This window comes from Bacillota bacterium (assembly GCA_030705925.1).
Lineage (GTDB): Bacteria > Bacillota > Clostridia > Oscillospirales > Feifaniaceae > JAUZPM01.
Genome location: JAUZPM010000004.1, coordinates 20620 through 36776 on the forward strand (window position 1 = coordinate 20620; position 16157 = coordinate 36776).

At 39.7% G+C, this 16157-nt stretch carries 17 protein-coding genes; 15 read left to right on the forward strand and 2 right to left on the reverse strand.

The window, feature by feature from the left end:
- Positions 1-66 precede the first annotated feature (66 nt).
- The 3 genes from Q8865_01325 to deoD are packed head-to-tail and all read left to right on the forward strand — an operon-like array spanning position 67 to position 2602.
- A complete protein-coding gene (locus tag Q8865_01325) occupies positions 67-1236 on the forward strand; it encodes a phosphopentomutase (GenBank protein ID MDP4152070.1) in 1170 nt (389 codons plus the stop codon).
- A 2-nt stretch (positions 1237-1238) separates the two neighbouring features.
- A complete protein-coding gene (deoC, locus tag Q8865_01330; GenBank protein ID MDP4152071.1) occupies positions 1239-1907 on the forward strand; it encodes a deoxyribose-phosphate aldolase in 669 nt (222 codons plus the stop codon).
- A complete protein-coding gene (gene deoD / locus Q8865_01335) occupies positions 1904-2602 on the forward strand; it encodes a purine-nucleoside phosphorylase (protein MDP4152072.1) in 699 nt (232 codons plus the stop codon). The genes deoC and deoD overlap by 4 nt, the downstream gene beginning before the upstream one ends.
- Before the next feature lie 52 nt (positions 2603-2654).
- Here deoD and Q8865_01340 read toward each other — a convergent pair whose 3' ends face one another.
- Complete coding sequence (locus Q8865_01340) at positions 2655-3107, reverse strand: DUF2383 domain-containing protein (GenBank protein ID MDP4152073.1); 453 nt, start codon at positions 3105-3107, stop codon at positions 2655-2657.
- Positions 3108-3242: 135 nt separating this feature from the next.
- Between Q8865_01340 and Q8865_01345 the strand changes: the two genes are divergently transcribed.
- From Q8865_01345 to Q8865_01400, 12 genes are all read left to right on the forward strand, one after another.
- On the forward strand, positions 3243-3617 hold the full coding sequence (locus Q8865_01345; GenBank protein MDP4152074.1) for a NusG domain II-containing protein: 375 nt from the start codon (positions 3243-3245) through the stop codon (positions 3615-3617).
- Positions 3607-4164 carry a Gx transporter family protein gene (locus Q8865_01350; GenBank protein MDP4152075.1) on the forward strand — a complete coding sequence of 186 codons (558 nt, stop codon included), beginning with the start codon at positions 3607-3609 and terminating at the stop codon, positions 4162-4164. The genes Q8865_01345 and Q8865_01350 overlap by 11 nt, the downstream gene beginning before the upstream one ends.
- Positions 4165-4207: 43 nt before the next feature.
- The gene (locus Q8865_01355; protein ID MDP4152076.1) at positions 4208-6217 is read left to right on the forward strand and encodes an NAD(P)/FAD-dependent oxidoreductase; all 2010 of its coding nucleotides are present in this window, start codon (positions 4208-4210) and stop codon (positions 6215-6217) included.
- A 26-nt stretch (positions 6218-6243) separates the two neighbouring features.
- Entirely contained in the window at positions 6244-7215 is a 972-nt protein-coding gene (locus Q8865_01360) for a polyprenyl synthetase family protein (protein ID MDP4152077.1), read from the forward strand.
- A 58-nt stretch (positions 7216-7273) separates the two neighbouring features.
- A complete protein-coding gene (locus Q8865_01365) occupies positions 7274-7822 on the forward strand; it encodes a hypothetical protein (protein ID MDP4152078.1) in 549 nt (182 codons plus the stop codon).
- Between the two features lie 48 nt (positions 7823-7870).
- A complete protein-coding gene (locus tag Q8865_01370) occupies positions 7871-8950 on the forward strand; it encodes an FAD:protein FMN transferase (protein ID MDP4152079.1) in 1080 nt (359 codons plus the stop codon).
- Positions 8951-8952: 2 nt separating this feature from the next.
- Entirely contained in the window at positions 8953-9294 is a 342-nt protein-coding gene (locus Q8865_01375; GenBank protein ID MDP4152080.1) for a hypothetical protein, read from the forward strand.
- A 109-nt stretch (positions 9295-9403) separates the two neighbouring features.
- Positions 9404-10393 (forward strand): M23 family metallopeptidase, encoded by a 990-nt coding sequence (locus tag Q8865_01380; GenBank protein ID MDP4152081.1) that lies wholly within the window; start codon positions 9404-9406, stop codon positions 10391-10393.
- A gap of 15 nt (positions 10394-10408) precedes the next feature.
- A complete protein-coding gene (locus Q8865_01385; protein ID MDP4152082.1) occupies positions 10409-10999 on the forward strand; it encodes a site-2 protease family protein in 591 nt (196 codons plus the stop codon).
- Positions 11000-11059: 60 nt separating this feature from the next.
- On the forward strand, positions 11060-12913 hold the full coding sequence (locus tag Q8865_01390) for a TIGR03960 family B12-binding radical SAM protein (protein ID MDP4152083.1): 1854 nt from the start codon (positions 11060-11062) through the stop codon (positions 12911-12913).
- A complete protein-coding gene (locus tag Q8865_01395; protein MDP4152084.1) occupies positions 12900-13547 on the forward strand; it encodes a TIGR03936 family radical SAM-associated protein in 648 nt (215 codons plus the stop codon). Before Q8865_01390 ends, Q8865_01395 begins: the two co-directional genes overlap by 14 nt.
- 15 nt (positions 13548-13562) lie before the next feature.
- Positions 13563-14831 (forward strand): O-acetylhomoserine aminocarboxypropyltransferase/cysteine synthase, encoded by a 1269-nt coding sequence (locus Q8865_01400; GenBank protein MDP4152085.1) that lies wholly within the window; start codon positions 13563-13565, stop codon positions 14829-14831.
- 127 nt (positions 14832-14958) lie between these two features.
- Here Q8865_01400 and Q8865_01405 read toward each other — a convergent pair whose 3' ends face one another.
- Positions 14959-16128, reverse strand: a complete 1170-nt coding sequence (locus Q8865_01405) for a methyl-accepting chemotaxis protein (GenBank protein ID MDP4152086.1) — start codon at positions 16126-16128, stop codon at positions 14959-14961.
- Positions 16129-16157: the final 29 nt, after the last annotated feature.

Consider the following 16157-nt stretch of genomic DNA (forward strand, 5'->3'; position numbering starts at 1 on the left):
TTTATTTTCCTTATATAGTTGTTTATAATAAGGATATAAATAGCAAAATGTTTGGAAGTGAGCGGTATAAAAAGAGTTGTATTAATTGTTCTTGACAGCGTAGGTATCGGGGCACTGCCGGATGCTTGTAAGTACAAAGATGAAGGAAGCAATACGATTGGTCATATTGCAAAAACATTAGGCTTAAATGTGCCAAATATGAGGATGCTGGGTCTTGCTAATATAGAAGCGGAAATAGGTCTTGAAAAAGTGCCTGAGCCTATTGGAGCATATGGTAAACTTGCAGAGGTATCTTCCGGAAAGGATACTACTACAGGACATTGGGAAATTGCGGGGATTAAGCTCGAAAAAGCATTTCCGACCTATCCAAACGGATTTCCTCCTGATATAGTAAATGCTTTGCAGAATGCATTTGAAACAAATATTTTGTGCAACAGTGTTGCATCCGGCACTGAAATTATTGCCCGGCTTGGCGATGAACATGTCAAAACAGGCTATCCAATTGTTTATACTTCTGCCGACAGTGTTTTGCAGATAGCAGCACATGAGGACATATATCCTCCTGAAAAGCTTTATGACCTGTGCCGAAAAGCTAGAAGTATAATGACTGGAGAACATGCAGTTGGCAGAATAATTGCACGACCTTTTACTGGAACGAGCGGTTCTTATACCAGAACTAAAAATAGGAGAGATTTTTCACTTAATCCAATTGCACCTACAGTGCTTGATGCTGCAGTTGAAAAGGGATACTCCGTCTGCGCTGTCGGTAAAATCGAAGATATATTTGCCGGCAAGGGTATTACTAAATCAAACCATATATCTGGGAATAGCGCATGTATTGACGCAACTTTAGAATATATGAAGACGTCACGTGACGGAATTATATTTACAAATCTTGTTGACTTTGATATGCTGTATGGGCATAGGAACGATGTTGTAGGGTATAAAAATGCCCTTGAATATTTTGATTCGCGAATTCCTGAATTAACAAAGTCTTTAGAAGATGACGACATCCTTCTTATAACGGCGGATCATGGCTGTGATCCAACAACCCCGAGCACTGATCACAGCAGAGAATATATTCCTCTTCTAATCTTCGGCAAAAATGTTAAAAGCGGAGTTAATATAGGGACTAGAAAAACATTTTCAGATATAGCGGAAACGATTTCAGAGTATCTGGACTTAAACAAGAGTTTCGGAGCGAAGAGCTTTTTAAATGAAATAAGGAGAAAGTAACTGTGACTAAATTCGAGTTGGCGAAATTTATAGATCATACGAATCTGCATGCCGAGGCGCTTCCTTCGGATATAGAAAGGCTATGCAGCGAAGCGGGAAAATATAACTTTGCTTCTGTTTGCATCAATCCAGTGTATGTAGCTCTTGCAGCAGAACTTCTTAAAAATAGCGATGTAAAAGTCTGCACAGTAATTGGATTCCCTCTTGGAGCGGGCACAGCGGCGTCAAAAGCGTTTGAAGCCGCAGATGCGGTTGATAACGGAGCTCAAGAACTCGACATGGTTATTAATATAGGGGCACTTAAATCAGGAAATTTAGGACAAGTTGAAGAAGAAATTAGGGCAGTTGTTCTTGCTGCGGACGGGAGAACTGTAAAAGTAATAATAGAAACGTGCCTTTTAACAGATGAGGAAAAAGTATCAGCCTGTTTAGCTGCCAAGAAAGCTGGGGCGGATTTTGTAAAGACATCAACAGGATTTTCGACAGGAGGTGCTACTCCTGAGGATATTTTACTAATGCGCAAAACGGTTGGGTCAGACTTTGGAGTAAAAGCTTCAGGAGGTATTCGCTCAGCTCAGGATGCAATTTTAATGATTAAGTCGGGAGCAAATAGAATAGGAACCAGCGCAGGTGTAAAAATCGTTGAAAGTTTTGAAGGTGAAATAATATGAGTACTCATATTGAAGCTAAAAAAGGAGAAATTGTGGAATCAGTATTGATGCCTGGAGATCCTATGAGGGCTAAATATATCGCTGAAAATTTTTTATCTGATATAATTTGTTACAATAATGTTAGGGGAATGTTGGGCTTCAGCGGTGTTTATCATGGAAAACGCGTATCGGTTCAGGGAAGCGGTATGGGAATGCCGTCTATCTCGATCTATGTAAATGAGCTGTTATCCGAGTATAAAGTGAACACTATAATCCGAGTTGGCACCTGCGGAGCTTTCTCAGAAAAGCTAAATCCTCGGGACATCGTTCTTGCAATGTCATGCTGTACAGACAGTTCACTATGTAAACGAATTTTTAAGGGATTAGATTACGCACCGACAGCAAGTTTTAGTTTGCTAAAAAAAGCCGCGGAAATTGCTGAAAATTCTGAAAAGTGCTTTTCGGTGGGGACAATATTATCAACTGATACTTTTTATCAGCCCGATCCTGATATGTGGAAGATTTGGAGAGATTACGGAGTGTTGGCAGTGGAGATGGAGACAGCGGCTCTATACACATATGCCGCAAAGTATAAAGCAAACGCACTCTCCATCCTTACTGTCAGTGATAGTTTGGTGACCGGTAACGAAACAACATCAAATGAGCGTGAAAAAACTTTTTCGGATATGGTGGAAATTGCTTTGAAAATATTATAATATTTTATAAATTATTTGTATTTTGCAATCACTAAATAGTTATATAGAAATATTAATCTTTGGGATCTATTTCGTACTTTCTGATTAAGCTTTGGAGTTCATGCATATGATTGCGTGATTGGCTCATGTGATTTTCAACGAGATTATAGCTGTCCTTTTCAATGCCATCATATAATACTTTTTGAGCAGACTCGATATTTATTGTTTCTCCTAAATGTGCGCTTTTTAAGATTCCTATTGGCGTGTGTCCGGCCATTTTGCGCGCTGTATATGAAATATCCTGCATTATGCCTGCCATTCCGCTGCCCTTAAGAGGCTGACCGCCAAGATCTTTAATTTTTTGGGCGATCTGATCAGAACTATTGGTATAATCTTTTTTAAATTGCTCAAACTTTTCTTTTAATTCGGGTTTTGATGTATCCTTAACAAATCTATCATAATTTTCAACGCCTAATTCAACACTGCGAAGAAGCTGTTGTAGTTTTTTTATTGCTTTCTCATCCATCTTTATCTCTCCTTTGCAGTTTTATTTTGCCCTGAAAGATATATAAAAAACTAGGTAACTTCTGAAAAGAATTATTAAAAATTTTCAAAGCGAATAAATTAGGTGGATTTTTTTGTATAAGTTTAAAGGAATAATATGAGATTTAAAGTTGGAGACATTATAATTATCGCAATTGTTCTTTTTTCAGCACTTTTTACCGCAATTGCATTTAGACCCCACCAAGGGGATTCATATGCTGAGATATTGATAAATGGTAAAAAAGTTGAGGATATTCAGCTTACGGGAGCAAGCGATTCTGAAAAGAAAGTTGAATATGGCGACCTATCTTTCGATATAAGTATAAAAGATCAAAAAATTGCTATCGTTCACATAAAATGTCCTAACCAGATTTGCGTGAAAACAGGGTATATTGGACAAGTTGGACAGGTTATAGCCTGTGTTCCCAATCATATTATAATAAAAATAGTAAACAAAAGCGGAGACGGGGAGGTTGATGCTGTTGTCAAATAGTAAGAGCTTTAAATCTGCACTATCTCCCCAAAAAATTGCGATTATAGCAGTTTTGATTTCAATGGCTCTTGTTTTATCGGTGGTTGAACGAATGTTTCCCCCTATCGTGCCTGTTCCCGGCATAAAAATCGGGCTTCCGAATATTATGACTTTGTTTGCAATCTTTTATCTCGACACTTTATCGGCTTTTATTATAGTCGTTCTTCGCTGCATTATCGCAGCAGGATTTTTTGGAGGAGTTACTGTTTTTGCTTTTTCACTTGCTGGCGGATTATGTGCGCTTTTAATCATGAGACTTTTAAAAAGTTTGCAGAACAGATATGTTTCCTATATTGGAATCAGCATCGCTGGTGCAGCCAGCCATAATCTTGGACAAGTTCTTGTAGCTTCATTTTTTTTACAGTCGTTTAATATATTCGCATATTTACCGTTACTCCTGCTAGGCTCAATCGTAACTGGAATTATAACGGGATCATTGTATGCTATGGTCGACGGAAAGCTAATGCATATTCCTTATTTTAAGGGGATTAAAGAACATTATTTATAATTATCCAGGGAGATGTACAAACTATTTTGAGGGAGGAATAACTATGTCTAAGAAGGTTTTGATAGTTGGAGCAGGTTATGCCGGTATTTCCGCTGCACTTACATTCAGCAAACGCAAGAAAAATACTGATGTTGATGTGACTGTTATCGATAGAAATAATTATCAGACATTGATGACCGAACTTCACGAAGTTGCTGGTAACCGAGTTGAACAGGATGCAATTAAGGTTCCTCTTAATAGGGTATTTCAGTATACAGATATTAAACATTATAGTGATGATATCAAATCGTTTGACTTTGAAGCAAATGTTGTAAAAGGGGCCGAAAAAGAATATAAATACGATTATTTGATTTTAGCTCTTGGCAGCCAGACTAATTATTATGGTATCCCCGGGTTAAAAGAAAATTCATTTTCTCTTTGGTCTTATGATGACGCAGTTAGAATTCGGGAACATATAAAGATGTGCTGTGAACGTGCCCGTGGGGAAGAAGATGAAGCGAGGCGCCGCTCACTGCTGACATTTGCGGTTGCAGGTGCCGGTTTCACAGGAATTGAAATGATCGGTGAGCTTATTCACTGGATAAGAACACTATCATCAACTTATAATCTGAACAAAAAAGAATTTCGCCTTATACTATGTGACGCGCTGCCAAATGTTTTGGCACAGGCTTGCAAGGATAATCAGGAGCGTGCGCTCAGGTATCTTAAGAAAAAAGGCGTTGAAGTAATGCTGGGATCACCTGTCAAAGAGGCTACCTCCGAAGGATTCAGATTTGGGGATCAATTCATTCCTACGAGAACTCTGATATGGTGCGCAGGGATCAGAGCCTCTGATGAAGTAGATGGGATGGGAGTTGAAGTTGTAAATCGGAGTGCTCGAACGAAAGTTGACGAGTACAACAGACTCCCAAAGTACAGAAATGTATACTCTGTAGGAGACATGGCAGGTACGCTTGATAAAGAGGGCAAAATGTATCCTGCTATGGTTGAACATGCCCACCACACCGGGCATCAGGCAGCTCTCAATATATTACGTGATATTCGCGGTGAAGGACTTAAGAAGACTGAAGTTAACATGCGCGGGTATATGTTAAGTATCGGCAATTATTTTTATCTTAATGAAATGATGGGCAAACGCTTTCCTGGTTGGATAGGCATGTTTGCAAAATATTTTGTTAACTCTAATCACATGCTGACGGTCGCCGGATTTTGGGGAGTGGCAAAGTATCTCTACCATGAATCTGTCGAAAGACGACAAAGAAGGATTTTCCTTGAAAGACACTGGTCTGAGAAAATGCAGGCATGGTGGCTGCTTCCTCTGAGGCTATTTACAGGTGGTTATTGGATATACGAAGCTGTTAAAAAGATCGGTGAAGGCTGGATGGATAAGCCTGTTATGGGCTTTATGAAAAGCACTCTGAATATTGGGGATTTACCAACGACTCAAGTATTCTATAGAATTAATCTCGGAATATTCAGATGGGGAGTTTATGCTGAAAAGCTTGCCCCGGCAGCTCCTGATACCGCAAGCAGCGCAACAACAGCAACTACAAGCGCGGTTGCAGCTGCTGTTTCAAATGCTCCTGCTGCAACATCATCGGCAACGACAGCGGTTACGGCGGCCGCGTCTGCTGTGTCAGATAAACTTGGAGAAACGTTTTCTAAACTTGATTTTGCTCCGCTAAATTGGGTAACAACCCATTGGATACTAGGAAGCGATGCATCCACTCTATTTTTCCAACGAATGATTATAATAATCGAAATCCTGTTAGGGCTTGCCATCATAGCCGGTGCATTTACCTTTATTGCATCAGGCATAAGCATTTTGCTGAATATCAATTTTATGGCTACCACCGGTTTATATTTAAGTGTTTGGTGGTTCCCAGTTGCATTATTCGCATTGATGGGGGGCGCGGGACGAGCTTTTGGGCTTGATTACTATATAATGCCTTATCTCAATAATGTTTGGGAAAGATGGATCAAGGGCGGGAAATTCTCTCTCTCTATCCCGAGGGCTTTTGATCGACATTCTAATTTTGACGAACTGCTGTAAATACGTAATGTAACGGAGTGATACCCTTGTGGCGACAGATTGACAGTGAATTTGCCGAACTGATAAATGAGTTCGAATGCTTTTTAGAGAAGCAATTGCCGCAAAAAGGCGGTTTTTTAAGTGAGGTTTCTAAAAAAGTAATACAATCTGGAGGAAAACGCCTTCGGCCGGCATTTACTATCCTGTTTTCAATGATGGGTGAAAAAGACATCTTCACTGATAAAGAATACAAAGAACGTGTTTTTCATACTGCTGCTGCAATCGAGATTTTGCATACCGCGACTTTAATACATGATGATATTATCGACAGCGCTGATACACGGCGCGGGAAACCGACTGTTTCATGTAGTTACGGTACAAGTATGGCTGTTTATACAGGGGATTTCTTACTGGTGCAGACAATGCTTTTGCTTTCTAAGTCTGGGCTTGATATAGAGTATTTGAATACGGCAGCTAAAGGGATGGAAGCAGTTTGCCTTGGAGAGGTCGATCAGTATTATCAAAAATATAAGATAACGACTGTATATAGTTATCTTAAGAGAATCATAAAGAAAACCGCTTTGCTGTTTTCAGTGTCAGCGACTCTTGGAGCCAGATTGTCAGGGCTTTCTGATGAAACGATAAAAAATGCCGCGCATTTTGGCCTGAATTTCGGAACTGCTTTTCAGCTTAGAGACGATATGCTGGATCTTTCATCAAATAAAAATGATACTGGAAAACCCGTTTTGAAAGATTTAAAGGACGGAGTCATTACACTCCCGCTTATCCTGACTGCTAGGGACAATAAAAAGATCAGGTCGGAAATAGAGCAGTTTTTCGGTTCGAGAGATGATGCATTTGCTGACAGCATATTAAAGGATGTAATAGAGGCTGGCGGTGCTTTGAAAATGCAGGGCATACTTGAAAAATATGTAATCCGAGCAAAAAAGAGACTTAACATGATGCCTGAAAGCAAAGCTAGGAATATTCTTGCTGATATTGTAAATGTTATATACTAATAGAGATATTTTATTAATATGACCCTGTTATGGGGATGAGCTTGAGAGGAGTTTTAAAATGAAAAAATTTGTAGCGACTACACTTGCACTGTTGCTTTTAGCAGGTTGTGCATCAGCGTCTAACAAGAAATCGGCAAATATAAAGACCGGACTTGGTGTGATAACTTCAATTGAGAGTTCAACAGATGCTACTGCCGGTAAAGACGGAAATGCGCAGGTTGACTCGGTTATAGCTGCTGTAACTCTTGACGCAGACGGGAAGCTTGCAAAGGTTTATCTTGACAGTGCCCAAACTAAAATAGGATTTAACGCAACTGGCTTACTGACAACAGATAAAACATCCGAGGTTAAGACAAAGAAGGAAATAGGTACAGGTTACGGCATGGTAAAAGCGTCGAAAATCGGAAAAGAGTGGTATCAGCAGGCGGAGGCGTTTGAAAGCTGGGCGACAGGTAAGACTGTTGACGAGGTTAATAAACTTAAGGTTAAACAAACAGATGCCCAGCATACAGCTGTTCCAGATGTTGCTGAATTAACTTCAAGCGTAACAATCTCAGTAGGTGACTTCCAGAAAGCAATTGCCAAGGCAGCGGCTAACGCAAAATAATATAACTGGCGGGCGGTCAAAGGCCGCCCGCTTATTTATGGTGATAAAATGAAACGACTGCTTGCATTTATCTTAATATTTGTTATTTTAATTTCATCATCCGGATGCCGGTTGGGCGGACCCAAGAAGTACTCTGTTGAGTTTTTCGGGGTTTTTGATACTGTCACTCAGGTAATAGGCTATGCTGAAAGCCAGTCAAAATTTGATTATTTCAGCAATAAAATAGAAAAAAGGCTTCAGGATCTAACTAAACTTTATGATATTTATAATACTTACGAGGGAATAAGCAATCTCAAAACGATAAACGACAATGCCGGGAAGCAGCCTGTACATGTTGATAAAGATATAATAAATATGCTTAAGTTCAGTAGGGATAAATATGCCTTGACAGAAGGCCGTGTTAATATTGCGCTTGGCGCAGTGTTATCAATTTGGCATGATTATCGTGAGGCGGGGATAAGTGACCCAAAGAATGCAAAGTTGCCGCCGATGGACAAACTTGAGGATGCAAATAAACACACAAATATTAATGACGTTGTTATTGATGAGACTAATGACACAGTATTTCTGCGTGATCCTGAGATGAGTCTTGATGTAGGTGCGATAGCAAAAGGATATGCTGTTGAGATTGTTGCAAAGGAAATTGAAGCTGAAGGTTTTACATCTGGAGTAATCAGCGTTGGAGGAAATGTAAGGGTCATAGGACATCCTTCTGATGGTGTTCGTAAACGCTGGGGAATCGGTTTACAGGATCCAAAAGCCGAGATTAACGGAACTCAGAATCTTCTTGATACGGTTTTTGTAAAAGACAGCTCCGTTGTTACAAGCGGGGATTATCAGCGGTATTATATAGTCGATGGGAAAAGATATAACCATATCATTGATCCGGATACATTGATGTCGGCTGATAAATTCAGAGCAGTCTCGGTAGTTACGGCAGATTCGGGTCTAGCAGATGCCTTATCTACATGCCTTTTTATTTTGGACTATGAAGACGGCCTTAAACTTGTCCAATCAATACCCGGGGTCGAGGCTTGCTGGGTCATGAAAGATGACAGCATTAAAGCAACTGACGGGATGAAAAAAATAATGAAAAAACTTGGAGGAGCCACAGGTTCGGAGGGTTAAAAATGAAAGAAGTTCTTAAAAAGTTTTCTGAGCGTTTTCCTTCTTTCTCTATGCTTTTTTATATCGATGTTGTCCTGCCTGCTATACTCTATTTAATAGCTCGTTTTTACAGTGGAATGTCTGCTCTTTTCCACAATTATGGATTGTTTGTTATGCGCCCCATCCCTAATTTCAAAAGCTATACAGGCATCGCGGGGACTCTTATCTGCCTATATTTTATTTTTAAAGCAGTTATAAAAAGAAACTGGGTTGACGCTGTTTTAACAATCTTTTTAACCATTGCTGTATTTGCTTATTTTTATTTCAAATTAAATTACATGGTTTCGGGTACATTAACATTTTGAAACTAAAAAATTTACAGTTTGTTTCGCATATTTAAAGTGCGTGTCCCGTTCTTTTTTTTACTTGCTCTCAATATACTGTATAGAGATTAGGATACGGAGGTCTAAAACGGTGGAAAGAGAGCGATTTTCGCGCGGTGCCGAGGTAAGACACCGCCGCGGCAAAGTGCCGGAAACGGCTCAAAAAGGCGGGCTTTTTTGGCTTCAAATGTTTCTGAGCTTGCTTCTTATTATCGCCGGATTTCTTATACATCACGGAAAGTCGGAACAGGTAAAAGCAGTTTTTGCAAATAGCCTTACTAAAAGCATGGATTTGTCTGACGTCAGTACGGCGGTTAACGATTTTGTTAATAAAACACCAGTAATAAAAGATATTTTCGGGGAATCTGCCGTAACTGTTTTTAGCAACAAGAAAAAGGATGATTCTAATGCAGATGAACAAGCTTTTGATCCCGAAGGCAGTGAAACAACTGAGCAAATGCCGCCGGTGACTAAAGATGGGGCCCAGGCTGTTCCAACATCGGCGGAAGGTATGGGCGGTGCTACGGACACAGGCGGGTATATGCAGTATCTTAATATAGATGCGGGTCAAACGAAACAGGCTGAACAGCCACCACCAGCCTCGCCGTCGCCGCCTGCAGCGGCGTCACCTGAGACACAGGCACCTGCCGCTCCTGCTATCCCCGCTAATGTAGTTACAACTAAAGTCAATACAGGGCTGAAACTAAAAATGCCTATTACTGGAACAATAACATCTCCTTTCGGTTATCGAATACACCCTACAGCAAAGGTTGAGTTATTTCATTATGGACTTGATATTGCTGCAAATACAGGAACCATTATACATGCTGCGGGTAAAGGCACCATTGAAGATACAGGCACAAATAAGAGTTACGGCAATTACGTGCTTATAAAACATAACGATGACCTATATACTTTTTATGGGCACTGCAGTGAGGTGCTTGTAAAAAAAGGAGCAAAGGTTTCTTTTTCAACTAAAATCGCGAAAGTTGGAAGCACAGGTATTTCAACAGGCCCGCATCTGCATTTTGAAATCAGGTATAAAGATAAGTACATAAATCCACAGCTCAATGCTTCCTAGGCGGGGGTGCAGAAGATGAAGGCAAAACTTCATATAAGCCCTCTTTTTTTTGGCATTACGGGGTTCTATATACTTGCAGACGGAACGATATATATTGTTTACATAATTTTGTCGGCACTGCTTCATGAGGCGGCTCATATTTGGATGATTAAACGCAGCGGGGAAGGCGTTAAATCAATAGATATGAAACCGTTTGGCGTTAACATAATATTAAAAGAAGATCATATTTTATCCTATAAAAGAGAAATACTTATTTCTTTAGCGGGTCCCTTGGTAAATCTTGCGGTTGCCACCATTTTTTTATTAATAAATAAGTTCATATATTATTCTGAAGCAGGTATGTTTATTTCACTGATAAATTTCGCTCTGGCGGGTGTAAACATGCTTCCGATATATCAGCTTGATGGTGGGCGTATCATCAAAAATCTTCTTTTAATGAAATTAGAACCGTCGACTGCTGATAAGATATGTTTTCTTATTTCAATAGCGTGTCTAACGCCCATTTTATACATTGGGGGCATTCTTTTATATAAAACTGGCCATAATTTTTCACTTTTAATAATCGGTTTTTACCTGCTGATTTGCCTTGTTATAAAATCAAATTGAATTTATTAGATAAAAACGTTATAATAATATATTATGATCATTTTTGAAAGGGAGTTTTGATTGACAGTTTTTGAAAAGATATTGTTCAATGTCCAAAAGCCATCCAGATATACGGGTGGAGAACTGAACAGTGTTGTAAAAAATAAAGAGGATATTTCTCTACGATTTGCGTTTTGTTTTCCTGATGTTTATGAGGTCGGGATGTCCCATCTTGGCATGAAAATAATATACAGTCTTTTAAATTCCAGGCCCGACGTTTGGTGCGAACGGGCCTTTTGCCCGTATGAGGATATGGAAGAAGAGATGAAAAAAGCGGGATTGCCGCTTTATGGACTTGAAAGCCGTGATTCTCTTTCTTATTTTGATATTTTAGGTTTTACGCTTCAAACTGAATTATCTTATACTAATATACTTCATATGCTGCGTTTATCTAATATTCCTCTTAAAAGTACCGATAGGAATGAGGATTATCCTTTGATTATAGCAGGCGGCCCTTGCGCATATAATCCAGAGCCGCTTTACAGCTTTTTTGACTTATTCGTGCTTGGCGAAGGTGAAGAAGTCTTATTAGAGCTTGCGGATCTTGTTATCCTCTCAAAACGAGAGGGATGGACTAAGGACAAGCTTTTGAAAGAAGCAGCGCAAATAGGCGGAATTTATGTCCCTAAATTTTATGAAGTTGATTATAACGAGGATGGCACAATAAAAAACCGCCGTGTTACTCAAGAAGGAATACCTGCTGTTGTTCAAAAGCGTGTTGTAAAAGACCTCAATACAATGTTTTATCCTGAAAGTTTTATTGTACCTTTCGGTGAAATCATACACGACCGCATAATGCTCGAGGTATTTAGAGGGTGTATTCGCGGCTGCCGCTTTTGCCAGGCCGGAAACATTTACCGGCCAATTCGTGAAAAAAGCCCTGAGGTTTTGAATGAACAGGCTAAAAAGCTTATTTCAAGTTCGGGCTATGACGAAATATCACTGACTTCACTGAGCACTAGTGATTATACTAAATTAGAACCTTTAACTGACACGCTTCTCGACTGGTGTGAACAGGATATGATAAGCCTGTCGCTTCCTTCGCTTCGTGTTGATAATTTTTCAACAGAGCTTATGGAAAGGGCTCAGAAAGTTCGAAAAACTGGACTTACTTTTGCCCCTGAAGCTGGTACCCAGCGAATGCGCGACATTGTTAATAAAAATGTAACTGAGGAACAGCTGATGCATACCTGCCGCATTGCTTTCAGCGGCGGATGGCATACAATCAAGCTTTATTTTATGATCGGTCTCCCACATGAAACAATGGAAGATGTTGAAGGTATTGCCAGTCTTGCCGAGCGTGTTATTGATAATTATTTTGAAGGTATCAGGCTTGGCGAGTACCGTAAAGGAGCTAGAGGAATAAAGGTAACTGTCAGTGTTTCTTCATTTGTTCCAAAGCCGTTTACGCCGTTTCAGTGGGCGGCCCAGGATACTATGGAACTCCTTGAGGAAAAGCAGCAGGAACTTAGATCTTCAATTAAAAACAAACACATTTCGCTTTCCTGGCATGAACGGAAAATCAGCTTTCTTGAAGCTGTGTTCGCAAGGGGTGACCGCCGTCTTGCAGATGTAATTGAAACAGCCTATGAAAACGGCGCGAAATTTGACAATTGGGACGAGCACCTGAAATTTGATGTATGGATGGATGCGTTAAAAATCCATGGTTTATCTCCTGAGTTTTATGCAAATCGAAAGCGCCCTTATGAGGAGATACTTCCGTGGTCGTTTATCGATATTGGCGTAACAGAAAAGCATCTGCGCCTAGAGGCTGAAAGGGCAGAAGAAGTAATAACGACTCCCGACTGCAGAACGAACTGCAGAGGGTGCGGGGCGAACCGCCTTTGCGGAGGATTTTGCGATGCAAAAAATTAGAATAAGGTTTGAAAAAACCGGCAATGCACGCTATATATCACATCTTGACCTTATGAGGACAATGATGCGCGCACTTAGAAGAGCAGGAATTAGCGTTAAATATACAGAGGGATTTAATCCTCATCCTCACCTGGTTTTTGGAAATCCTCTGTCACTTGGGCATGAAAGCGTTTGTGAATTATGTGATGCTGAAATCAAAGATGATATTGAAGCAAACGAAATCAAAGATAGGCTCAATGCCGTTATGCCGAAGGGACTTTGGGTGCGTGCGGTTACTGAGCAGATCATGCGGCAGAGCGAAATTGCAATGGCAAAGTATCGGATAGATATAGAAACAGAGACATCTGCAGAAGAAATCAAGCAGTTATTTTCGAGAGATACAATAGAACTAGACAAAAAAGGAAAAGCAGGAGTAAAAAAAGTGAATATTGTTCCGCTAATCCACGCTTTTTATGCGCAGGATGGCGGCAACGGGGTTATTATTTCAACGGTTTTGGCTGCCGGAAGTTCTGAAAACCTTAATCCAGAATTTATTGTCAAGGCTTGTCAAAATGAAATACCATCTATGAAGGATTCTTTTGCAAAATATACAAGACTGGCTTTTTATAATATAGATGAAAAAATTTTTGAATAAATGAGGGTGATAGAAATGAAGATTGAAACAAAATGCGTTCAGGGCGCGTACAAGCCCAAAAATGGCGAACCTCGGGTTCTGCCAATTGTACAGAGCACTACATACAAATATGATTCAAGTGAAGAAGTTGGAAAGCTTTTCGATCTTGAAAAGGATGGGTTCTTTTACACTCGTCTAGCTAATCCCACAGTTGCTATTGTTGAAGAAAAACTTGCAATGCTGGAAGGCGGCGTTGGCGCGGCGCTGGTTTCTTCCGGACAAACGGCATCTATGCTTTCATTATTAAATATAATGGGCTCTGGCGATCATTTCGTAAGCATGTCTGCAATTTACGGCGGAACGCTTAATCTATTTGCCGTTACGCTTAAAAAATTTGGGATTGAAGTTTCGTTTGTCAACCCGGGCGACGATGAGGAAACAATACAAAAGGCCTTTAAACCAAATACAAAGGCGTTTTTCGGTGAGACAATAGCAAATCCATCACTTGCAGTGATGGATATTGAAAAGATAGCAAAAATCGCTCATAGAAATGGTGTTCCACTTATTATTGATAATACCTTTGCAACTCCATATCTTTGTCGCCCGCTTGAACACGGCGCTGATATAGTAGTTCATTCAACAACAAAATATTTGGATGGTCATGCAGTTCAGCTTGGCGGTGCGATTGTTGATGGTGGAACTTTCGATTGGACAAACGGAAAGTTTAATGAATTTACAGAACCAGACGAATCTTACCATGGTATTATTTATTCAAATACATTTGGTAGATCAGCTTATATTACGAAATTAAGAGTTCAGCTTATCCGTGATACAGGTGCTATTCAGACTCCAAACGGTGCGTTTCTTTTAAATCTAGGCATGGAAACACTTGCACTGCGTATGGACAGGCATTCTTCCAATGCTTTGAAAGTGGCGGAGTATTTAAAGACAAAGCCTGAAGTTTCTGAAGTTCGTTATCCTAAATTAGACGGTGATACTTATAAGGATTTGGCTGATAAATACCTTCCTCTTGGAGCAAGCGGAGTGGTTTCATTTACAATGAAAGACGGCAGGGAAAAGGCAATGAAATTTATGGACAGCCTAAAACTGGCTGCTATTGTTGTTCATGTTGCCGATGTGAGAACAGGAGTATTACATCCTGCAAGTACAACTCATCGTCAGCTTTCTGACGAACAGCTTATTGCAGCCGGCATTAATCCAGGGTTTATACGGTTCTCTGTGGGAATTGAAAATGTTGACGATATAATTGCGGATATGGAGCAGGCATTTAAAGCTGCTAAGTAGGAAGTTTAATTATGTAGATAAATCACCGTCTGGGTTTCAAAATTCAGACGGTGATTTTTAATTAAAAAAGACAAAGTACCATTTTTGATACTTTGTCTTCGTTTAAAGACGCATTTTTATAAAACAATTATGCTGAGTATTGATTAATTTGAAGTTTTAAAGACTCTATCTGAGATGACATGCGCTGACTAGAAGTGGAGTTTTTCTCAGCAGCAGAGACATTTGTTTGTACAATGTTTGAAACTTGAATGAGTCCCTGACGGATTTGCGCAATGCCAAGTTCCTGTTCTTTTGAAGACTCTGCTATATTGTTAAGCAATAATGTAGTTTGTTCAACTTTATCAATAATGTCGTTTAAAGCGTCTGAACTTTCATTTACAGCCTTACTGCCTTTACGAACCTTATCGAGCGAGTTTTTAACCAGAATAGAAGTCTCTTTAGCGGCTGACGATACTTTGGTCGAAAGCTCTCTTATTTCCTCAGCAACAACAGAGAATCCTCTTCCGTACTCACCGGCCCTTGCGGCTTCAACGGAAGCATTTATAGAAAGCAAGTTCGTCTGCATTGCAATTTCATCTATTAGTTTTATAATCTTTGCAATATTATCTGATGATACTTTAATTTCTTCCATTGTTTCGACAGAATCATTCATGCGCAAACGGCTGGTTTCTGCACTCTCACGTGACTGTTCAATAAGCGCGTTTGCAGAAGACGCATTTTCGGCGCTTTGAGTTGTCTGCGAGTAAATTTCTTCAACTGATGAAGTTAATTCTTCAACAGCACTGGATTGATCAGACGCACCTCTTGACAATTCTTCACTTGTTGTCGCAACTTGCTTTGATTCTTTTGAAACTTGTCCGGTCGCTGAGCTAATGCTTACAACAAGTTCATTGACATGATCTTTTAAGGCTATTATAGCACTGACTAATTCACCGACTTCTTTTGATTTGTTATAAAAATCGAGCTGAACTTTTAGATTACCGTTGGATGCGCTTTTTGTAAACTCTGTAATTTTTTTAATGGGGCTAGTATAAAAAGTTGAAAAGACAAAGGCAACCAAAATACTTACAAAGAACATAACAATATTTACTATTATTAGTCCAGTTGTCATATTTCCGGAAAGCGCCTGTTTTACAGAAGCATCTGCCGAACTTCCCAAAGCCGAAAGTGATAAATTGTAAATAACAATCGATAACAGAATGCATATTACCATCATGATTAGAGTGAAATAAGAAACCATCAGAGTTTTTAGACTTAACTTTGGTTTTTTTACTTCCTTTGCTTCGCTTCGTTTCATTGCTATACTCCTCACTTTATGTATATTTT